The sequence below is a fragment of the Bacillus sp. FSL M8-0071 genome, from assembly GCF_037975455.1.
Taxonomy (GTDB): domain Bacteria; phylum Bacillota; class Bacilli; order Bacillales; family Bacillaceae; genus Bacillus; species Bacillus subtilis.
Window position 1 is genome coordinate 3,699,418 of record NZ_CP150256.1, and the last position, 20,440, is coordinate 3,719,857.

A 20,440-nucleotide genomic window follows, 5' to 3' on the forward strand; every position below is an offset into this window, starting at 1 on the left:
TAGACAATATAAAAAACAGGCAAGACTGCTGCTTGCCTGTTGAGAAATCTATTATTACTTAAGACCGTATTTTTTGTTAAAGCGATCAACACGACCATCAGCAGAAGCGAATTTTTGACGGCCAGTGTAGAATGGGTGGCATTCAGAGCAAATCTCAACGCGTACCTCTTCTTTTACTGAGCCTGTTTCAAATTCATTTCCGCAAGCGCATTTAACTGTTGCTTTTTTGAAATTAGGATGAATTCCTGCTTTCATTGTATCCATCTCCTTCCGCCCTGAATCCCGTGTGGAAACAGAGTTATTATTTCGGAGCATTTGTCCGAAACGCATATGAGAAAATTATATCAGTGATTTACTTCTTTTGCAAATACAATTTACCTTCTAGCAGATGATAGATTTGCCTGTTTCCATTCTTGATTGAGAATATCGAAAAATTCCTGGTTTGTTTTGGTTTTTTTCATTTTTCTCATGAACTTTTCTGCGAAATCAGGTGAATCAGACATCGTTTTGCGGATAGACCATAAACGATCAAGATGCTCTTTAGGCACAAGCAGCTCTTCTTTGCGCGTTCCTGAACGGCGGATATCGATGGCAGGGAAGATGCGGCGCTCGGCAAGAGAGCGGTCAAGATGGAGCTCCATGTTGCCTGTTCCCTTGAATTCTTCATAAATGACATCATCCATACGTGAACCTGTATCGACCAGAGCCGTAGCAAGGATGGTTAAGCTGCCGCCCTCTTCGATATTTCTCGCAGCCCCGAAGAAGCGTTTCGGACGGTGGAACGCCGCTGGATCAATCCCCCCGGAAAGCGTTCTTCCGCTTGGCGGAATCACTAAGTTGTAGGCGCGGGCAAGCCGTGTGATGCTGTCCATCAGGATAATGACGTCTTTTTTGTGTTCCACGAGACGCATCGCACGTTCAAGCACAAGCTCGGCCACTTTGATATGGTTTTCCGGCACTTCATCAAACGTTGAGCTGACGACATCCCCAGCTACAGAGCGCTCGATATCGGTTACTTCCTCAGGTCTTTCGTCAATTAAAAGCACGATCAGCTCTGCTTCAGGCTGGTTCGCTGTAATGCTGTTGGCAATTTCCTTCAGCAGCATCGTTTTTCCGGCTTTCGGCGGCGCAACAATCAATCCGCGCTGCCCAAATCCAACCGGCGCCATCATGTCCATAATTCTTGTAGACAAGAAGTTCGGCTTTGTTTCAAGCACCATTTGACGATCCGGGTAAAGTGGCGTAAGAGCCGGGAAATGCACACGCTCTTTTGCAGATTCGGGATCATCCCCATTTACTGCTTCAACGTGCAAAAGTCCATAGTAACGCTCATTTTCTTTTGGCGGGCGAACCTTGCCAGATACTTTGTCTCCGTTCCGCAAATCGAAACGGCGGATTTGTGAAGCTGAGATGTAAATGTCTTCTGAGCTTGGAGAGTAGTTGATCGGTCTCAGGAATCCGAAACCTTCAGACTGGATGATCTCGAGAACGCCTTCCATAAACAGCAGATCTTCCTGTTCTGCATTCGCTTTCAGAATGGCGAAAATGAGTTCTTTTTTTGTCAGTTTGCTGTAATAGGAGATTTTATAATGTCTTGCAAGTTCATAAAGCTCTTTCAATTTCATATTTTCCAAAGAGGAAATAGATACGTCTTTCATAAAAACACCACGCTTTTCATAGTCAATATCTTACTCTGAACATGTCATCTGCTGCTTTTGCACAACATCCGCCAAAGCACATTCTTTTTTTAACATAAAGGAACTTCTATCGGTAACACTTCCACCCATGATCGGCGCTTTTGTTAAAAGGATTGTCTTAATGAGTTTTGAAGGAAGCGAGGACAAAAACATGAGAAGATCAATACTTATATCGTCTGTATGCGGTAGAAATTGAAACTTTCCTAGTGCTTAAAAGAAGGTATTACGCAGTAAAATTCGCAGCACTCTTTATTTTTACCTTATTTCAAAAAATTATTCAACTGAAATAAGGTTTTGACACGGAATTGATAGAGTTGACGCTTTTCTGCAAAAGTTAAAGCGGGCTCACACCCGCTTTTTCTGTTTGTTATGGACGGATTACAAGATTTGGTTTCTTTTTCAAGCTGTGTCTGCCGTCAACGAAACGAACAGTGCCCGATTTTGCACGGATAACTAAGCTTTCAGTTGTACCGACAGAGCCTTTGAATTGAACTCCTTTTAACAGCTCGCCGTCAGTAACCCCTGTAGCTGCAAAAATCGCGTCATCCCCCTTCACAAGGTCTTCCATGCGAAGGACTTTGCTTAAATCAAGGCCCATTTTGTGACAGCGAGTGATTTCTTCTTCGCTTTGCGGAAGAAGTTTACCAATGATTTCTCCGCCGAGTGCTTTCAGGGCAACAGCGGAAAGCACACCCTCAGGAGCGCCGCCTGATCCGAACAGGATATCAACGCCCGTGTGGTCGAAAGCCGTGTTGATGGCGCCTGCGACATCGCCGTCATTGATCAATTTGATTCTGGCGCCGGCCTCACGAAGCTCGGAAATGATTTTTGCGTGTCTTTCACGGTTTAAAATTGTGGCAACGACGTCCTCAACGTCCTTGTTTTTCGCTTTTGCCACCGCTTTAAGGTTGTCAATGACAGGTGCTTCGATGTCAATGCAGCCCACCGCTTCCGGACCGACTGCGATTTTTTGCATATACATGTCAGGAGCATTCAGAAGCGTGCCATGGTCTGCGACCGCGATCACCGTCAGCGCGTTCCAGCCGCCGCTTGCTAAGATGTTTGTGCCTTCAAGAGGGTCAACTGCGACATCAACGCGAGGGCCGTACCCGTTTCCGAGTTTTTCCCCGATATACAGCATCGGCGCTTCGTCCATTTCCCCTTCACCGATTACAACGGTCCCTTTCATCGGCACTGTATCAAAAACGTCTCTCATTGCACTTGTTGCCGCTTCATCAGCCTCATCTTTTTTCCCCCGGCCCATCCATCTTGCTGATGCCAATGCCGCAGCTTCGGTCACACGTACCAATTCCATTGATAAACTTCTTTCCATTTCAACACGATCTCCTCTCACAAGAAACCATTATGAATTTTGAAGCTGTTCTATTTCTTCGTCAGTCATTCTTTCCCGCCAAATTGTCGCTCCAAGCCCCTCAAGCTTCTTCTCAAGGCTGCTGTATCCGCGGTCAATATGCTCCAGTCCCGTAATTTCCGTGACGCCATCAGCCATCAGTCCGGCTACCACCAAGCAGGCTCCGGCACGCAGATCACTCGCCTTCACTTTTGCGCCTTGAAGCTCGACAGGACCTGTGATGATGGCAGATCTGCCTTCTACTTTCATATTGGCACCCATTCGTCTCAGCTCATCAATGTGTTTGAATCTTGCCGAGTAGATGGTGTCTGTGACGACACTCGTCCCTTTCGCCCTTGTCAGGAGCGCCGTCATCGGCTGCTGTAAATCAGTCGGAAACCCCGGGTATACGAGGGTTTTGACGTCAACCGGCTTTAAGTTCTTCTGCCCGCCGACAATGAGGAGCTGATCGTCGCTTGTTTCGATATGATAGCCCATTTCTCTCAGCTTTGCCGTTAACGACTCAAGATGAGTGGGGATGACGTTATCGATAATGACTTCCTTGCCCATTGCAGCCCCTGCAATCATAAATGTCCCGGCTTCAATTCTGTCCGGAATGATCGTATGCTTGCAGCCGTGCAGTTCCTTCACGCCGTCGATTCGAATCACATTGGTGCCCGCACCTTTGATTTTGGCGCCCATGCTGGTAAGCAATGTCGCGACGTCAATGATCTCAGGCTCCTTGGCAGCGTTTTCGATGATCGTTTTCCCTTCTGCCAAAACAGCGGCGAGCATAATGTTAATCGTTGCCCCAACGCTTACGACATCTAAATAAATCCGTGCGCCTCTCAGCCTTTCAGCTCGCAAATAAATGGCGCCTTGTTCATTGGTTACTTCAGCTCCGAGTGCTTCAAAGCCTTTGATATGCTGATCAATCGGACGGGGCCCTAAGTGACAGCCGCCAGGCAATCCAATGACCGCCTGCTTGAAGCGGCCGAGCATCGCCCCCATTAAATAATATGACGCGCGAAGCTTTTTTACTTTCCCGTTAGGAAGCGGCATGCTGATCATCGACGTAGGGTCAACAACCATTTCCCCATTCTCAAAATGCACGTTGCCGCCAATTTCCTTTAACAGGTCACGCAGCGTTTCAATATCTGAAATCTCTGGAAGCCCTTCAATTGTCACCTCGGAATTTGCCAAAATGGTTGCAGGTATTAACGCAACAGCGCTGTTTTTAGCGCCGCTGATATGTACTGTACCGTTTAACGAGTCACCGCCGGCAATATTCAACTTTTCCATGATAGTCTCCTTCCATAAGAAGATAGCTGCGGAGCTAAATAAAATGTCATTTTATTCTGTCTCTGCAAATAAAGCTCATGTCCAAAATCTAGCCAATTCGAAGAGAAAGAATACAACACATTGTAAAATATCAGGAAGAAAATAGCGAAGCTTTGGGGGGTACAGGTTTCAAAAGATGCACAGAGACCCGCCGGCTCGAGAGACATCGTCGTCATCCGGCAAAAGCAGTACGCATACCCTTCATTCCGATATCAGCTTCTGCAGCCCAATGATTCCTTCTCTGTAAAGCGGCGTCAGCATCTGAAGATCCGCTGTATCAGGTCGGTGAAATACAAAGGCCGCGGCAAACAGGCATAAAGCTGTTTGCCGCCCCTTTCATTATTTGTTCCAGTCTGCCAGGAATTGTTCGATTCCTTTGTCTGTTAACGGGTGTTTAGTGAGCGCATGAATGACTTTCAGCGGCATTGTGCCGATATGAGCCCCTCTAAGAGCAGCTTCTGTCACGTGCTGCGGATGGCGGATTGACGCTGCAATGATTTGCGTGTCAAGGCCGTGAATGTCAAAAATCTGTTTAACTTCTGAAATCAGGTCAAGCCCGTTGTGGCCGATGTCATCTAAACGTCCCAGGAATGGAGATACATATGTTGCCCCCGCTCTGGCAGCAAGAAGCGCCTGGTTGGCATTGAAGATCAATGTAACGTTTGTTTTGATGCCTAAGTCAGTAAGTGCTCTTACCGCTTTTAAACCGTCAGACGTCATTGGGATTTTAACCGTAATGTTCGGAGCGATCTTCGCCAGTTCTTTTCCTTCCTCGATCATTTCCTCAGCTTTCAAAGAAATAACCTCTGCGCTTACAGACCCTTTCACGACGTCTGTGATCTCGCGAAGACGGTCGTGGAATGATACGTTAGCTTCCTTTGCTACTAAACTAGGATTCGTCGTTACACCGGCGAGAATTCCTAATTCATTCGCTTCTCTAATTTCATCGATATTGGCTGTATCAACAAAGAATAACATTTTCAAAAAGCCTCCCTGATTAAGAAATTTTCTGAACTGCGAATATGATTGCGCTTTCTAAAGATAGACGGAAAACCGCCTGTCAAGCTGTCAGGCGGCTATAAAAAGTTCCAATTGAATTAAGCTTGGTTTGAAGAACCAAATTCACGCATTTTACCGATAACTGTTTCTTTGATCGCTTCACGAGCTGGTCCAAGGTATTTACGTGGATCGTACTCGTCAGGCTTAGCTGCCAATGTTTCGCGAACAGCTTTTGCAGAAGAAATTTGGTTTTCAGTATTCACGTTGATTTTAGCTGTACCAAGTGAAATTGATTTTTTGATGTCAGCAGTCGGAATTCCAGTACCGCCGTGAAGAACTAGCGGAAGACCAGTTGATTTTCCGATCTCTTCCATTTCTTTGAAGCCAAGGTTTGGCTCACCTTTGTAAGGGCCGTGAACAGAACCTAATGCAGGTGCAAGGCAGTCGATGCCAGTGCGCTCAACAAGCTCTTGGCACTCTTTAGGATCAGCGTAGATTACGCCTTCAGCGATAACGTCATCTTCTTGTCCGCCTACTGTTCCAAGCTCAGCTTCTACAGATACTCCGTGGAAATGAGCAAGCTCAACAACTTTAGCAGTTGTTGCTACGTTTTCTTCAAATGGATGGTGAGAAGCGTCGATCATTACAGATGTGAAACCTGCATGAATCGCTTTCGCACAAGATTCAAAGCTTGAACCGTGGTCTAAGTGAATCGCAACAGGAACTGTCACTTTGTACTCTTCCATAAGTGCTTTTACCATAGCAACGACTGTTTTGAAGCCGCCCATGTAGCGTCCCGCACCTTCGGAAACACCAAGGATCACTGGAGATTTTTCTTCTTCAGCTGCTTGTAAAATCGCTTGAGTAAACTCAAGGTTGTTTAAGTTAAATTGTCCTACAGCGTACCCTTTTTCTTTAGCTGTATTCAACATTTCCGTCATAGAAACTAAAGGCATGTCGAATGTCCTCCTTATGTAGCCTGATTGTCTTCTAGCGAAAAAAGCTTTCCACCCTAGCATGACCCATATATTGCTGTCATATGTAAATACTCAGATCGCTTTTTCTCCATAACTAGGATACCAACTTTTCGACAAATCGGCAACATAATGACATGATTCATTTGTTTCTTCTTTTTGTCAGTTAGACTTCAGGGGCAGATATTTTTTGACGGCGTCTCTGATTTCGTCGATGTCAAACGGCTTGGCAAAGTGCGTCAGAGCGCCCAATTCCTTCGATTCTTGGATCATGTCGAGCTCTCCGTATGCCGTCATGATAATGACCCGGATGTTTTCGTCAATGACCTTCATCCGTTTTAAGATTTCGATTCCGTCCATGCCGGGAATTTTCATGTCCAAAAGCACAAGGTCGGGCCGTTCTTTTGTCACAATGTCAAGCGCCTGCAGGCCGTTCGCAGCCTGAAACGTCTGGTAGCCTTCTTTATTGAACACTTCATTTAGCAAAATACGAATGCCGTATTGATCATCAACGATTAAAATTTTTTCATTCATCATTTTACACCCCAATATTATGATTTTCGTCAAAAGTAAGCAGTATTGTATGTATTCTGTTTGATTTTCCTATTTCCTTTAATTATAATAGTCTACTTTACGACATTTTCTGAGCATTTTCTCTTTTGTTGTATACTGATATTGTACGTTATAAAGGAGGATTCACTTATGTTGAAAATATTCACGACGCAGTTAACAGGTATTTTTTCCCGCATTCAGGATAAGGAATCTGACGCGATTGAAGATGGGGCGCGGCTGCTTGCTCAAGCGGTGATCAGCGGGCATTCCATTTATTTATACGGAGCGAATGAGCTTCAGGGCGTCTTTTATGAGGCCACCGAAAGCAAAGAACCCTTCCCATCTGTCAAAGCCTTTCCAGAAAGCGCTGAGGAAGTGACAGAAAGCGACAGGGTGCTGATGTTTTGCTCAGGGACGGACACAGCCGAAGAACAGGCGCTCGCAAAAGAGCTTTATGAAAAAGGTGCGGGAGTCGTATGCGTATCGCCCGCAGCCAAAGACAGTGCTGGAATAGAACAGTATTGTGATGTGCATATTGATTCTAAATTAAAAATGCCGCTTGTTCCTGATGAAGACGGCACCCGTTACGGGTTTCCCTCTTTAATGACTGCACTGTATGTCTATCACGCTTTATCGTTTACACTAAAAGAAATTCTGCAAGAGTATGCATAATATCTTATTGTACATGCTGGAACTTGCCGGAAACAAATAAAAAAGACTTGCCCGCTTTTGACAAACGGCAAGTCTTTTTTATTACTTCTGATTTGCAGCTTCGACAGACGCTCCGATAAAGCCTTTGAATAGAGGCTGAGGTCTTGTCGGTCTTGACTTGAACTCTGGGTGGAACTGAGAAGCCACGAACCAAGGGTGGTCTTTCAGCTCGATGATTTCAACAAGGCGTCCATCAGGGCTTGTGCCTGAGAATACGAAGCCTTGCTCTTCCATTTGCTGTCTGAATTCATTGTTAAACTCATAGCGGTGGCGGTGGCGCTCGTACACCACTTCATCCTGATACACTTCAAAGGCTTTCGTGCCTTCTTCAAGCTTACAAGGGTAAAGGCCGAGACGAAGCGTTCCTCCGAGATCCTCAACATCCTTTTGTTCAGGAAGAAGATCAATGATCGGGTATTGAGTTGACGGATCAATTTCCGCTGAGTGGGCGCCTTTTAAGCCCAATACGTTTCGTGCGTATTCAATAGACGCCACCTGCATGCCCAAGCAAATGCCCAAGAACGGAATGTTATTTTCGCGCGCGTATTTTGTCGCGACGATTTTGCCTTCAACACCGCGGTCTCCGAATCCGCCCGGCACAATGATACCGTCTGTTCCGCTTGTGAGTTCTGCGATATTGTTTTCTGTCACTTCTTCCGCGTTGATCCACTTCACTTTTACATCTGTGTCAAACGCATAGCCCGCATGGCGGAGAGACTCGACAACAGAAATGTATGCGTCAGGAAGCTCAACGTATTTGCCGACAAGGCCGATTGTAATCGTTTGAGACAGGTTGCTGACTTTGTTAACAAGCTCTTTCCACTCGGACATTTCCGCTTCTTTGCATGCCAATTTCATGTGCTCGCAAACAAGCTTATCAAGCCCTTGTTTTTGAAGCTCCAGCGGAATGGAGTAAAGGTTGTCCGCATCTTCACATTCAATAACCGCTTTTGTATCGATGTCGCAGAAAAGCGCGATTTTATCTTTCATATCTTGAGAAATCGGCATTTCTGTACGAACGACGATGATGTTTGGCTGAATGCCCAAGCTGCGCAATTCTTTTACGCTGTGCTGTGTCGGTTTTGTTTTTAATTCGCCAGCAGCTTTAATGTAAGGTACGAGCGTACAGTGGATGTACATTACGTTTTCACGGCCGATGTCGCTCTTCATTTGGCGGATCGCTTCAAGGAATGGCAGTGATTCGATGTCTCCGACAGTACCGCCGATTTCTGTAATGACAACATCTGCGTTTGTCTCTTTCCCTGCGCGGTAAACACGGTCTTTCAATTCGTTTGTGATGTGCGGAATGACCTGTACGGTTCCTCCAAGGTAATCTCCGCGGCGTTCTTTTTTAAGAACTGTTGAATAGATTTTACCTGTTGTCACGTTGCTGAATTTATTCAGGTTAATGTCGATAAAACGCTCATAGTGACCAAGGTCCAAGTCTGTTTCAGCGCCGTCATCCGTTACGAATACTTCACCGTGCTGGTACGGGCTCATTGTTCCCGGGTCAACGTTGATGTATGGATCGAATTTTTGAATCGTCACGTTCAGTCCGCGGTTTTTCAGCAAACGCCCTAATGAAGCTGCTACAATACCCTTTCCAAGTGAGGATACAACTCCCCCGGTTACAAAAATATATTTCGTCATTTCGTTTGCTCCTCTCTTCGCTCTTAGCTACATTTTTAAAATGTACTATTTTATAAAAAATCATTTAGCCTTTTAAATGATTTATAAGAAAAATGAGGGGTGAAAATAAGAAAGCTCCCTTTCAATTTCTTGAAAGGGAGCATAACGTACTATGTTCTCTCTTCGTTTTTGAAGAGCCCAAAATACATACTACATAGTTCGACTATGAAAGTCAAGATCGTTTTGAAGATGAAATCTGATACTATTTAATTTCCTCTTCTTCATCATCATAGTCTTCATCATCTTCATCAACAATATCTTCTTCGATCTCAAGATCGTCGTCGTCTTCGTCAAGATCTTCATCGTCAAAATCGTCGGCTTCAAGATCGAGTTCTTCCTCAACTTCATCCAAATCAAGGTCGTCTTCGTCGATCTCTTCAAACTCGTCAAGATCAAGATCTTCTTCGACTGCTTTCTTCGCTTTTTTCTTTTTCGCCTTGACTGTCGGCTGAGTTTCTTCATCAAGCTGATCATACGGATACCAGCTGCGAAGCCCCCACGTCTGGTCAGATAGCGCCAGGAAGCGGCCGTCAATGTTTAAATCTGTATAAAATTGAGCGATGCGGTCTCCAAGCTCTTCTTTTTTCACGCCGAGCAAAGATGCGATTTCATTTAAAAGCTCCTGAAAAGGAACTGGTTTTTTATGTTCTTCAAATAATTCGTGAGCGATTTCAACTAAAGCCATTTCCTTTAGCTCTTCCTGTGAATATTGTTTGATACCCAAGGTCGGACACTCCCTTTCTATTACTTATATGTATCTGTTTTATCAATAATGAAAGCGATTTTGTATCGTTCTTATACAAACCATACCTCTCATTATAAACAAAATAAAACAGAATATGCTACCCTTAACAGCGTTAATTTAAATAATTTTACAAGAGTGATCCGACTGAGAGATGTTTTCCGTTAATCCGCGAGCATTCTGGAGATGACCAGTCTTTGAATTTCTTGAGTGCCTTCATAGATTTGCGTGATTTTTGCATCACGCATATAGCGTTCTACCGGATAATCTTTTGTATAGCCGTAGCCGCCGAAAATCTGCACGGCTTCGGTCGTTACCTTCATCGCCGTATCCCCAGCCATCAGTTTGGACATGGCGGAAGCTTTTCCATATGGAAGGCCCGATGATTCTAACCACGCAGCCTGATAGGTCAATAGCCTTGAAGCTTCTATCATTGTCGCCATATCCGCGAGTTTAAAAGCGATGCCCTGCTGCTCGCCGATCGATTTTCCGAATTGCTTTCGCTCTTTTGCATATTGAAGCGCCGCATCAAGCGCTCCTTGGGCGATGCCTACGGCTTGTGCAGCTATGCCGTTTCTGCCTCCGTCAAGCGTCTTCATCGCGATTTTGAAGCCTTCTCCTTCTTCTCCGAGACGCTTTGATGCGGGCACTACACAATCTTCGAACATGATTTCCGTTGTCGGTGAAGAACGGATGCCCAGCTTCTTTTCTTTCTTGCCTGTAAAAAATCCTTCAAAATCCTTTTCTACTATAAAAGCGGTAATGCCTCTTTTCTTTTTCTCGGGATCGGTGACAGCAAAAACAATGTAAATATCAGCAACGCCGCCGTTTGTGATAAACACTTTGGAACCATTCAACACATAGTCATCGCCGATTCGTTCAGCTGTTGTTTTCATGCTGCCGGCGTCAGAGCCAGACCGTGCTTCGGTCAAAGCGAATGCGCCGATTTTCTCTCCGAGGGCCAGCTGTGTTAAGTACTCTGTCTTCTGTTCCTCCGTCCCAAAGGCAAACAGCGGCCAGCTGCAAAGAGAGATATGGGCGGAAAGCGTCACTCCGGTGGAGGCGCACACTTTTGACAGCTCTTCCACCGCGATGACGTAGGCTAAATAGTCACTTCCAATTCCGCCGTAATCTTCAGGCCATGGAATTCCCGTCAGGCCCAGATTTGCCATTTCCCGAAACAGCTCGCGATCGAAGCGTTCTTGTTCGTCCCGTTCAGCCGCTGTCGGGGCCACCTCATGCTTCGCAAAATCGCGCACCAATTTTCGTATCATCTCATGTTCTTCTGATAATGAAAAATTCATTGCTTCTCCCCCATTTTCAGATCAGCGCCTAAAACGGATTGAGCCAGAAGCTCGACGACGTCGTACGTTTTGACTTGGTCTTCGGCTTCCTTCGCCTTTGTGCCGTCCCCAAGCATGGTGAGACAATACGGACAGCCAGAACTGATCACCGATGGGTTGACTGCGAGCGCTTGCTCTGTCCTGGCGACGTTAATCCTGTTGCCTGTTTCTTCCTCCATCCACATTAATCCCCCGCCGGCTCCGCAGCACATGCCGGTTTCCCGGTTTCTCTCCATTTCAACAAGCTGCACGCCCGGAATGGCTTTCAAAATCTCTCTCGGCGGATCATAGACTTCATTGTACCGGCCCAAATAGCACGAATCATGGAAGGTAATCGTCTCATGAAGCGGGTGCTGCGGCTTTAATTTTCCGTTTTTCACAAGCTCGGCCAGCACTTCTGTATGATGATAAACCTCGCCTTCAAATCCGAAATCCGGATATTCATTTTTAAATAAATTGTATGCATGGGGATCGATCGTAACGATTTTTTTGACATCATTTTTTTCAAATTCAGAAATATTCTTCTCAGCCAGCTCTTGGAACAAAAATTCATTTCCGAGGCGGCGCGGCGTGTCTCCTGAATTTTTTTCTTTATTGCCGAGGATCGCGAAGGACACGCCCGCGTGATTGAGCAGCTTGGCAAAGGAAATTGCGATTTTCTGGCTTCTGTTGTCGTAAGACCCCATGGAGCCTACCCAGAAAAGGTACTCAAATTCTTTTCCTTCTTTTTTCATTTCTTTTACAGTCGGAATCTCAGCATCCGGCGCCTCGTTACGCCAATTTTCACGTTCCTTGCGGTTGAGTCCCCACGGATTCCCCTGCCGCTCAATACTTGTCATTGCGCGCTGGGCGTCACTGTCCATTTTTCCTTCTGTCAGTACGAGGTAGCGGCGGAGATCGATGATTTTATCCACGTGCTCATTCATGACCGGGCATTGATCCTCACAGTTCCGGCAAGTGGTGCATGCCCAAATTTCTTCCTCTGTGATGACGTCGCCGATCAAGCTTGGATTGTAATCAAGCGCCGCTGCGGCTTCCTGCGATCCGCTGCCCGCTGACGCCGCAGCCAGCTGATTGCCTCTCGTATGCCGAAACGCTGCTGCGGGCACCCATGGGGAGCGAGAGGTGACGGCAGCGCCTTTTTCCGTGAGATGGTCTCTGAGACGCAAAATCAAGTCCATCGGAGACAGCATTTTTCCGGTGCCTGTTGCAGGACACATATTGGTACAGCGGCCGCACTCGACACACGCGTATAGATCAAGCAGCTGAGACTGTCTGAAATCCTCAATTTTTCCCGCTCCGTAGCTTTCTTTCGTTTCGTCGGTAAAATCAATTTTTTCAAGTTTTCCGGCAGATTCCATTCGATTGAAAAAGACGTTTGCCGGGCCGGCGATTAAATGGGCATGCTTCGACTGAGGCACGTACACTAAAAAGCTAAGCAAAAATAGGAGATGGATCCACCATGCGATATACAAAATCACCGCCGCGCCTGTTTTCCCGACACCGCTAAGCATAAACGCAATACCTGAGGCAATTGGCTCGCTCCAAGAAAGCCCATGCTCATGCCAAATCAGATTCATCCCGTTCCCAAGCAGAACGGTCAGCATTAATCCTCCGATAAAAATGAGAACGAGTCCGGCTTTGAAACCGCGTTTCAGCCTCACGAGCTTTTCGATATAACGTCTGTAGAATGCCCATCCAACAGCAATTAAAATGAGAAACGTAACAATTTCCTGAAAAAAGGTGAAGGCGGGATAGACCGGGCCAAGCGGCAGATTCCGGCCGGGAGCCAGTCCTTTGATGATAAAGTCAATTGCTCCGAACTGAACCAATATAAATCCGTAGAAAAACATGACGTGAATGATTCCGCTTTTCTTGTCCTTGAGCAGTTTTTTCTGTCCGAATACATTCACCCATATGGCGTGAAGCCGTTCCTTGAACCGTTGATCAAATTGTTCTTTCTGGCCGAGCTTGATGTAGGCCAGTCTCGTTTTGACCAAGTACACAAACAAATAGACAGCGTAAGCGGTTACAATCAGAAATAATAATGCATTTGCGATGAGAAAGCCGCTCATTCCAATTCCCCCTTTTTACTGATAAAGACCGAGATCCCCTACCCCCGAATCTGTATAAGATTATCTTTATGATAAATAATGAATGAGTGTTCAGTCAATAATTAAATTCCTGCTGTTCGGGCACACTACCTTTACTACGGAAAGGAGTGCCGGTATGAAGGTATTTATCGTGATTATGATCATTGTCGTTATTTTCTTTGCCTTGATTCTGCTTGATATCTTCATGGGCCGTGCCGGATACAGAAAAAAGGCGTACGAGCCTGTTTTTTCAAAAAAGAAGAGTGACATCGAATTGATCCACTGCGGCGCTGATCTCGTTGAGCGGATGATGAATGATATTCGCCAGGCCGCCTCTTCTGTTCACATGATGTTTTTTATTATGAAAAATGATGAGGTCAGCCACAATATGTATACCTTGCTGAAAACAAAAGCCCAAGCTGGCGTCTCCGTTTATTTGCTTCTGGATTGGGCGGGCTGCCGGGCAATTAAAAAAACGGCGCTGCAGACGATGAAAAATGCCGGCGTCCATGTCCATGTGATGAATCGTCCCCGTTTTCCTTTTTTCTTTTTTCACATGCAAAAACGGAATCACCGGAAGATTACGGTGATAGACGGAAAAATCTGTTATATCGGCGGGTTTAATATCGCCGAAGAATATCTTGGAAAGAAAGCGAAGTTCGGCAATTGGGAGGATTATCATCTGCGCATGATGGGAGAAGGCGTACATGATCTTCAAACGCTTTTTGCTTCTGATCTAAAACGTAATACCGGAATCGTTCTGGGTTCGGATGTTTGGCCAAAGCTTCAGCAAGGGACTATTTCTCACAAGATATATGCGACTGACGGTTATTCCCTTGAAAACATATACTTGGCCAACATTGCCCAAGCGAAGAATCGCCTTACGGTTTGCACGCCTTATTACATTCCATCAAAACCGCTTCAAGAGGCCCTTATTAACGCAAGAAAAAACGGCGTATCCGTGAGAATCATTGTACCGATGAAATCAGACCATCCGCTGGTACGAGAAGCAGCTTTTACGTATTATTCGGAGCTCTTGGATGCCGGCTGCCTTATTTATCGTTATTATCAAGGGTTTTATCATGTAAAAGCCCTCATCATAGACGACCATCTCAGCATTATCGGAACAGCCAACTTCGATAAACGAAGCCTGTTCTTAAATGAAGAGGTGAATGTTGAAATTGATGACGAAGCGTTTACTAGTGAAGTCTATGCCACGATTGAGGAGGATATGAAAAAGTCGGAGCTGCTGACGATGGAGGATTTCAGCAAGCGCACATTCAGGCAGCGCCCGGCGGAATGGCTCGGCAGGGCATTATCTTATTTCTTATAAAGGAGAGTTCCTATGATTTTCAGATTCGGGTTCGTTTCAAATGCGATGAGCCTTTGGGATGCGTCTCCCGCTAAAACATTGACATTCGCGCGGTATTCAAAGCTTTCAAAGACTGAAAGAAAAGAAGCGCTTCTGACTGTGACAAAAGCCAATTTGCGCAATACGATGAGAACCCTTCACTATATCATCGGCCACGGCATTCCTTTATACCGTTTTTCCAGTTCGATTGTGCCGCTGGCTACGCATCCCGACGTGATGTGGGATTTTGTAACACCGTTTCAAAAAGAGTTTCGGGAGATTGGAGAGCTTGTTAAAACCCATCAACTGCGAACAAGCTTTCATCCAAATCAATTCACTCTGTTTACGAGCCCGAAGGAATCCCTCACAAAAAATGCGGTAACCGATATGGCGTATCACTACCGCATGCTTGAAGCCATGGGCATTGCTGATCGCTCCGTTATCAACATTCATATTGGCGGCGCTTACGGAAATAAAGACACCGCCACTGCACAATTTCATCAAAATATAAAACGGCTGCCGCAGGAGATCAAAGAGCGGATGACACTTGAAAATGATGATAAAACATATACAACGGAAGAAACGCTTCAGGTCTGTGAGCAGGAGGATGTTCCGTTTGTCTTTGACTTTCATCATTTTTACGCCAATCCAGACGATCACGCCGACCTGAATGTAGCACTGCCCCGCATGATCAAAACGTGGGAGCGGATCGGCCTTCAGCCAAAGGTTCACTTGTCTTCCCCAAAATCGGAGCAAGCGATACGCAGCCACGCCGATTATGTTGACGCCAACTTTTTGCTGCCACTGTTGGAACGCTTTAGGCAATGGGGAACTAATATTGATTTCATGATTGAAGCAAAGCAGAAAGACAAGGCGCTTCTCCGCTTGATGGATGAATTAAGCTCCATCCGCGGTGTCAAACGCATCGGGGGCGGTGCGCTGCAATGGAAGTCATAAATGTGCAAAAATAGGTTTACGACTTGTCAGCTTTGGGAACTTAGGCTATATAAGACAACAATCGATGGAGGAGAAAGATCATGAAAAATATCAAGTCTCTGAAAGTAGCCGCACAGGCCTTTACTTTAAGAAATTTGATTCATCTTTATAAAATGTGCCATTCCGGAAGCCACGAGGTTTATATTTATTCAAAGAAAACGATGTGCAAAATCAAAAGCTTAATTGAGCTTGAAACGTTCCGCATGGCTCATAATGAAAAGGAATATCTGATCGTAGTTGAAGGAACAAAAGCATTACAGCTCATTGAAAAATTCCAAAATCTCATCGAGCCTGCTGAGAGAGAAGCGCTCTAACTTACATACAAAAAAGGATAGACATCTGTCTATCCTTTTTCTTATGCTCTTACATAATGGAGCTGAACCGCTTGTCCAAATTGTTTTGTCCCTTTTAACCGCAGTTTTGTTTCATTTGTTAGTTCGTGAAACAGCGGGATGCCGCTTCCTAAAACGACGGGAATAACAGTGATGATGAATTCGTCGATGGCATCTTCTTTCATAAAGTCATTCACAAGCTCTGCCCCGCCAGCTATCCAGATGTTTGAGCCTTTTTCCTGTTTCAAACGGGCAGTGAAGGCTCTGGCTCCCTCATTGATAAACGTCACATGTTCATCTTGATAACTGTCGGGCGATCCTGTAAAAACATAGCAGGTTTTATCCTGATACGGGAAAACCGGTGTTAGCACTTTAACGTGCTCATATGTGCTCCGCCCTAAAATGACTGTATCAACAGTCTGATAAAAATCACTGTAGCCGTTGTCACCTTCACCTTCAAATTCATCCAGCCAATCGATGCTTCCATCTTCTTTTGCGATCATCCCGTCCAATGAAACAGCAATGTACAGCACAGTTTTTCTTTCCATGTTCTCCTCCTATCGATGCACCATTTGCCCGAATTGCGCTTGATGCAGCCTGCTGTATAGGCCTCCGGCTTCGATCAGGTCTTGATGACGGCCTTGTTCTTCAATACCGTTGTTTGTGACGACTACAATTCTGTCCGCGTCTTTGATTGTTGCCAGCCTGTGGGCGATGACAAGCGTCGTGCGCCCCTCAGACAACTCTTGAAGCGCCTTTTGGATCGCCGCTTCCGTCTCTGTATCAAGGGCTGAGGTGGCTTCGTCGAGAATCAAGATCGACGGATTTTTCAAGAACATCCTTGCAATTGACAGACGCTGTTTTTGCCCGCCGGAAAGCTTCACGCCGCGTTCGCCAATCATAGTATCCAACCCATCGGGCATGTTATGGACGAGCTCTTCCAGATGCGCCTGCTTCACAGCTTGCCAAATGTCTTCTTCTGATGCGCCTAGTCGGCCGTAGGCGATATTTTCTCTAAGCGTGCCCGAGAATAAGAAAACGTCCTGCTGCACGACGCCAATCTGCCCGCGCAACGAAGAAAGCGTCATGTCTTTTATACTGATGCCGTCAATCGTAATGTCGCCCTCCGATGCTTCATAAAAACGCGGAAGCAGACTGCAAAGCGTTGATTTCCCAGCACCTGACGGACCGACGAATGCCACCGTTTCCCCCGCTTGAATGGATAGGTTGATGTCATTGAGGACATTGTGATGGTCATCATAGCCAAACGAAACATGTTTATAGCGGATATTGCCCTTCAGGCCGGAAACATCTCTCGCATCAGGTGAATCCTGAATGTCCGGCTCTGTCTCCATGAGCTCCATATAGCTTTTGAAACCCGCGATCCCCCTCGGATACATTTCGATAATGGCATTAATTTTGTCAATAGGCCTGAACAGCACATTTGTCAGGAGCACAAACGCCACAAATTCCCCGTACGATAAGGAGCCGCGAATGACAAACCACGTCCCGCACAAAAGGACAAACAGCGTGACAAACCGGGTCAGCATATAGCTGATTGACCCGTTTTTCGCCATGATTTTGTAGGAAGAAAGCTTTGTGACACGAAAACGCTGGTTGTTGACGGCGAAGCGTTCTTTTTCAAACGCTTCATTTCCGAACGCCTGCACAAGCCGGATGCCGCCGATGTTATTTTCTACACGCGCGCTGAAGTCTCCGATATCCTTGTTCAGCGTGGTAAATGCTTTGGTCATTTTTTTGTTGAAATAAAGCGCTAGCCAAATGACGATCGGCATAATGATAAACGTTAATAAAGCAAGCTGCCAGTTAATAAACAGCATCACTCCGAACGCCCCGAGAATGGTCATGACCGCAATGAATAAGTCTTCCGGACCGTGATGGGCGACTTCACCGATATACATTAAATCGTTCGTGAGCTTCGACATCAGCGTTCCCGTCTTGTTGTTGTCGTAAAATTTGAACGAGAGCTTTTGCAAATGGTCAAAAAGCGACTTTCTCATATCAGTCTCAATATTGATACCAAGCATGTGTCCCCAGTAGGTCACGATATACTGAAGAGCCGAGCTGAGCGCGTACACCGCAAATAACCCGATTGAGGTCGCGATGATCAGTCCCCAGTCCCTGCCCGGCAGCAAGGTATCAATAAAATAATTGACGATCAAAGGAAAACTCAGCTCCATTAAACCTCCCGCGATCGCTGAGAAAAAGTCGAGAAAGAACAACGTTTTATATGGTTTATAATATGAAAAAAATTGCCGCAGCACCCTATCTTCCCCCAATGTATAAATAACTGATAATATTTCTCAATTATACTATACACGGGCTGTTTTGAAAGATCAGATTTCTTTTTTCTTACAGAACACCTGAAAACAGGCGGGCAAATGACTCTTTTGTCCGGTCAGCCACGCCTCTTTTATAAAAGCCGACAGGGCTGAGCTTTTCACTTTCCTGCATATCCTCTTCAAAATGGGCCTCAAGGGTTCGGATCGCTTCGGCATCCGTGAAGAACACATTCACTTCAAAGTTGAGCTGAAAGCTGCGCATGTCCATATTCGCGGTACCGACGGAGGCGAGATCGCCATCAATGATCATGACTTTTTGATGCATGAAGCCTTTTTGGTAGGAGTACACTTCAATGCCCTCAAGGAGCAGCTCGGGGAAATAGGACCTCGACGCGTATTGGGTCAAAAAGCTGTCGTTCTTCTCCGGCACCATAACCCTTACCTCTACCCCCTTTGTCGCCGCTGCTTTTAGCGCCGTGCGAATGGATTCATTGGGGACAAAATAGGGCGTGGCGATCCATATTGATTTCTGCGCTGAAGAAATCATTTCATAATAAAGGTCGCTCATGCTTTCCTTCATGTCAGGGCCTGTCGCGACAATTTGATAAATGCCTCCTCCTTCCACGGGAACCGGGGTATTGTACTCCTCTTGATCAATTAGCACTTCATTGGAGACGTATTCCCAATCCAGCATAAAGATAGCGTGAAGCGTTTGCACAATTTCCCCCTCAAGCCGCAGGTGTGTATCTCTCCAAAATCCGATGTGCGGATCTCTGCTGATATATTCCTTCCCAACATTTAATCCGCCCACAAAACCGGTTTTCCCATCGATGATCACGATTTTCCGGTGATTTCTGAAATTCAGCTTCTGGTTGAAAAACCCGTATTTCAGCGGAGAAAACGGGACGATGTCCACCCCCGCTTGTTTCATTCTCATAATATCTCTTCTTGCCAGCTTCATGCTTCCTGCCGCATCGTATAAAAACCTCACCTCGACACCCTGGCGCGCTTTCTCCATCATAATGTCCATCATGCCGCGTCCGAGCATGTCTGATTTAAACATGTAGTATTCAATATGTATGTAAGATTCCGCTTTTCTCATTGCTTTGAAAATGTCCGGGAAGGTTTCTTCGCCGTTTTTCAGCACTTTGATGTTGCTTTTCGTATTGATATTCATATGGGCAGCCTTGATGGAATATGTAAAGAACCTCTCTTGATTGTCCTTCAGCCCTGTTACTTCGGGCGTTTCCTCCTTGTCAAACAGCTTCCTGAGCTTTTCCCTGTTGTACATTCGTTTTGTCTTAAACAGCTTTCCCTTTACATAAAGCTGTCCAGAAAACAGATAAAACACGTAGCCGGCGATTGGAAAAAAGACAAGAATATGGATCCATAGCAGCGTGTGCTGCGAGGTGCGGTTTTCAAGAATTAATGAATAGATGCTGAACAAAATAATGCTTATATAGCAAAGCAATCCTCCGTAAAACTCAAGCCTGGAAACCGGAAAAAACCAAATGACATATGCCCCGATGAGCATCATATATAAAAAGAAAAATTCCAGTCTCCTTTTCAGCATCCTGATTCTCTCCAATCTGATTCAATTACCTCTGTATTACCTCTTTTTTCTAATCGATAAACCTTGTAAGTAAAAAACCTCTCCACCAAAGGAGGAGAGGTTTAGAGAAAACTAACTGTCAAGGGGTTCATCCGCATCGTTTCTGCAGAAATAAAGCAAGACTATTGGCAACGCCGAGTGAAGCCTGATGCTACAACATGAACGGCAGTCCGAACCCGCTCAGCACTCCGGCAAGCGCCGAAAAAGAGGTGGCGCTGTGACTGCAAATACGGTGGATAGAGTGAATTTGATACCCATTCTGATGAGAGAAAATATATAAAACGGGAAATTGATCAGAAAGATATAAGGAGTTAGTCAGGCTGAATCATAATCTGGCTGTTCCGCCGGTTTAAA

At 45.6% G+C, this 20,440-nt stretch carries 19 protein-coding genes and 1 pseudogene; 4 read left to right on the plus strand and 16 right to left on the minus strand.

The window, feature by feature from the left end:
* Positions 1-54: 54 nt before the first annotated feature.
* The 8 genes from rpmE to spo0F all read right to left on the minus strand — a co-directional run bounded on the left by rpmE (position 55) and on the right by spo0F (position 6,899).
* Positions 55-255 (minus strand): 50S ribosomal protein L31, encoded by a 201-nt coding sequence (rpmE, locus tag MKX71_RS19125; protein ID WP_003151132.1) that lies wholly within the window; start codon positions 253-255, stop codon positions 55-57.
* A 119-nt stretch (positions 256-374) separates the two neighbouring features.
* Positions 375-1,658, minus strand: a complete 1,284-nt coding sequence (gene rho / locus MKX71_RS19130) for a transcription termination factor Rho (protein ID WP_003221939.1) — start codon at positions 1,656-1,658, stop codon at positions 375-377.
* Positions 1,659-1,688: 30 nt separating this feature from the next.
* The gene (locus MKX71_RS19135) at positions 1,689-1,850 is read right to left on the minus strand and encodes a hypothetical protein (protein WP_003227632.1); all 162 of its coding nucleotides are present in this window, start codon (positions 1,848-1,850) and stop codon (positions 1,689-1,691) included.
* A 214-nt stretch (positions 1,851-2,064) separates the two neighbouring features.
* Complete coding sequence (gene glpX, locus MKX71_RS19140; RefSeq protein WP_003242962.1) at positions 2,065-3,030, minus strand: class II fructose-bisphosphatase; 966 nt, start codon at positions 3,028-3,030, stop codon at positions 2,065-2,067.
* Positions 3,031-3,060: 30 nt separating this feature from the next.
* Entirely contained in the window at positions 3,061-4,350 is a 1,290-nt protein-coding gene (locus MKX71_RS19145; RefSeq protein ID WP_003227628.1) for a UDP-N-acetylglucosamine 1-carboxyvinyltransferase, read from the minus strand.
* 378 nt (positions 4,351-4,728) lie between these two features.
* Positions 4,729-5,367, minus strand: coding sequence for a fructose-6-phosphate aldolase (gene fsa, locus MKX71_RS19150; RefSeq protein WP_003227626.1), 639 nt, complete (start codon positions 5,365-5,367; stop codon positions 4,729-4,731).
* Between the two features lie 119 nt (positions 5,368-5,486).
* Complete coding sequence (locus MKX71_RS19155) at positions 5,487-6,344, minus strand: class II fructose-bisphosphate aldolase (protein WP_003243339.1); 858 nt, start codon at positions 6,342-6,344, stop codon at positions 5,487-5,489.
* 180 nt (positions 6,345-6,524) lie between these two features.
* Positions 6,525-6,899 (minus strand): sporulation initiation phosphotransferase Spo0F, encoded by a 375-nt coding sequence (spo0F, locus tag MKX71_RS19160; RefSeq protein ID WP_003227621.1) that lies wholly within the window; start codon positions 6,897-6,899, stop codon positions 6,525-6,527.
* Positions 6,900-7,064: 165 nt separating this feature from the next.
* On the opposite strand from spo0F, the gene MKX71_RS19165 reads away from it, so the two are divergent.
* Positions 7,065-7,586, plus strand: a complete 522-nt coding sequence (locus MKX71_RS19165) for a DUF2529 domain-containing protein (protein ID WP_029318708.1) — start codon at positions 7,065-7,067, stop codon at positions 7,584-7,586.
* 81 nt (positions 7,587-7,667) lie between these two features.
* Here MKX71_RS19165 and pyrG read toward each other — a convergent pair whose 3' ends face one another.
* From pyrG to MKX71_RS19185, 4 genes are all read right to left on the minus strand, one after another.
* On the minus strand, positions 7,668-9,275 hold the full coding sequence (gene pyrG, locus MKX71_RS19170) for a CTP synthase (glutamine hydrolyzing) (RefSeq protein WP_003227612.1): 1,608 nt from the start codon (positions 9,273-9,275) through the stop codon (positions 7,668-7,670).
* A 241-nt stretch (positions 9,276-9,516) separates the two neighbouring features.
* A complete protein-coding gene (gene rpoE / locus MKX71_RS19175; protein ID WP_014665742.1) occupies positions 9,517-10,038 on the minus strand; it encodes a DNA-directed RNA polymerase subunit delta in 522 nt (173 codons plus the stop codon).
* A gap of 182 nt (positions 10,039-10,220) precedes the next feature.
* Positions 10,221-11,360, minus strand: a complete 1,140-nt coding sequence (acdA, locus tag MKX71_RS19180) for an acyl-CoA dehydrogenase AcdA (RefSeq protein ID WP_015251002.1) — start codon at positions 11,358-11,360, stop codon at positions 10,221-10,223.
* On the minus strand, positions 11,357-13,474 hold the full coding sequence (locus MKX71_RS19185; RefSeq protein WP_048654791.1) for a heterodisulfide reductase-related iron-sulfur binding cluster: 2,118 nt from the start codon (positions 13,472-13,474) through the stop codon (positions 11,357-11,359). The genes acdA and MKX71_RS19185 overlap by 4 nt, the downstream gene beginning before the upstream one ends.
* A 154-nt stretch (positions 13,475-13,628) precedes the next feature.
* Between MKX71_RS19185 and cls (MKX71_RS19190) the strand changes: the two genes are divergently transcribed.
* The 3 genes from cls (MKX71_RS19190) to MKX71_RS19200 all read left to right on the plus strand — a co-directional run bounded on the left by cls (MKX71_RS19190) (position 13,629) and on the right by MKX71_RS19200 (position 16,153).
* On the plus strand, positions 13,629-14,825 hold the full coding sequence (cls, locus tag MKX71_RS19190) for a cardiolipin synthase (protein WP_339231493.1): 1,197 nt from the start codon (positions 13,629-13,631) through the stop codon (positions 14,823-14,825).
* Positions 14,826-14,837: 12 nt separating this feature from the next.
* Positions 14,838-15,800: a UV DNA damage repair endonuclease UvsE gene (gene uvsE, locus MKX71_RS19195; RefSeq protein WP_038429783.1), complete on the plus strand. Its 963-nt coding sequence runs from the start codon at positions 14,838-14,840 to the stop codon at positions 15,798-15,800.
* An 80-nt stretch (positions 15,801-15,880) separates the two neighbouring features.
* Positions 15,881-16,153, plus strand: coding sequence for a hypothetical protein (locus tag MKX71_RS19200; RefSeq protein ID WP_339231494.1), 273 nt, complete (start codon positions 15,881-15,883; stop codon positions 16,151-16,153).
* Between the two features lie 41 nt (positions 16,154-16,194).
* On the opposite strand, the gene MKX71_RS19205 is transcribed toward MKX71_RS19200, so the two are convergent.
* The 4 genes and pseudogenes from MKX71_RS19205 to MKX71_RS19220 all read right to left on the minus strand — a co-directional run.
* Positions 16,195-16,719, minus strand: coding sequence for a dihydrofolate reductase family protein (locus MKX71_RS19205; protein WP_003227595.1), 525 nt, complete (start codon positions 16,717-16,719; stop codon positions 16,195-16,197).
* A gap of 9 nt (positions 16,720-16,728) precedes the next feature.
* Positions 16,729-18,456 carry an ABC transporter ATP-binding protein gene (locus tag MKX71_RS19210; protein WP_003227593.1) on the minus strand — a complete coding sequence of 576 codons (1,728 nt, stop codon included), beginning with the start codon at positions 18,454-18,456 and terminating at the stop codon, positions 16,729-16,731.
* An 88-nt stretch (positions 18,457-18,544) separates the two neighbouring features.
* A complete protein-coding gene (gene cls / locus MKX71_RS19215) occupies positions 18,545-20,047 on the minus strand; it encodes a cardiolipin synthase (protein ID WP_041850417.1) in 1,503 nt (500 codons plus the stop codon).
* Between the two features lie 130 nt (positions 20,048-20,177).
* Positions 20,178-20,386, minus strand: a pseudogene (locus MKX71_RS19220) (YitT family protein); the annotation flags it as partial.
* Positions 20,387-20,440: the final 54 nt, after the last annotated feature.

Excerpts from the sequence above, each read along its gene's own strand:
- rpmE (WP_003151132.1), bottom strand. The coding sequence starts at position 255 with ATGAAAGCAGGAATTCATCCTAATTTCAAAAAAGCAACAGTTAAATGC.
- rho (WP_003221939.1), bottom strand. The coding sequence starts at position 1,658 with ATGAAAGACGTATCTATTTCCTCTTTGGAAAATATGAAATTGAAAGAG.
- MKX71_RS19135 (WP_003227632.1), bottom strand. The coding sequence starts at position 1,850 with ATGTTTTTGTCCTCGCTTCCTTCAAAACTCATTAAGACAATCCTTTTA.
- glpX (WP_003242962.1), bottom strand. The coding sequence starts at position 3,030 with ATGGAAAGAAGTTTATCAATGGAATTGGTACGTGTGACCGAAGCTGCG.
- MKX71_RS19145 (WP_003227628.1), bottom strand. The coding sequence starts at position 4,350 with ATGGAAAAGTTGAATATTGCCGGCGGTGACTCGTTAAACGGTACAGTA.
- fsa (WP_003227626.1), bottom strand. The coding sequence starts at position 5,367 with ATGTTATTCTTTGTTGATACAGCCAATATCGATGAAATTAGAGAAGCG.
- MKX71_RS19155 (WP_003243339.1), bottom strand. The coding sequence starts at position 6,344 with ATGCCTTTAGTTTCTATGACGGAAATGTTGAATACAGCTAAAGAAAAA.
- spo0F (WP_003227621.1), bottom strand. The coding sequence starts at position 6,899 with ATGATGAATGAAAAAATTTTAATCGTTGATGATCAATACGGCATTCGT.
- MKX71_RS19165 (WP_029318708.1), top strand. The coding sequence starts at position 7,065 with ATGTTGAAAATATTCACGACGCAGTTAACAGGTATTTTTTCCCGCATT.
- pyrG (WP_003227612.1), bottom strand. The coding sequence starts at position 9,275 with ATGACGAAATATATTTTTGTAACCGGGGGAGTTGTATCCTCACTTGGA.
- acdA (WP_015251002.1), bottom strand. The coding sequence starts at position 11,360 with ATGAATTTTTCATTATCAGAAGAACATGAGATGATACGAAAATTGGTG.
- MKX71_RS19185 (WP_048654791.1), bottom strand. The coding sequence starts at position 13,474 with ATGAGCGGCTTTCTCATCGCAAATGCATTATTATTTCTGATTGTAACC.
- cls (WP_339231493.1), top strand. The coding sequence starts at position 13,629 with ATGAAGGTATTTATCGTGATTATGATCATTGTCGTTATTTTCTTTGCC.
- uvsE (WP_038429783.1), top strand. The coding sequence starts at position 14,838 with ATGATTTTCAGATTCGGGTTCGTTTCAAATGCGATGAGCCTTTGGGAT.
- MKX71_RS19200 (WP_339231494.1), top strand. The coding sequence starts at position 15,881 with ATGAAAAATATCAAGTCTCTGAAAGTAGCCGCACAGGCCTTTACTTTA.
- MKX71_RS19205 (WP_003227595.1), bottom strand. The coding sequence starts at position 16,719 with ATGGAAAGAAAAACTGTGCTGTACATTGCTGTTTCATTGGACGGGATG.
- cls (WP_041850417.1), bottom strand. The coding sequence starts at position 20,047 with ATGCTGAAAAGGAGACTGGAATTTTTCTTTTTATATATGATGCTCATC.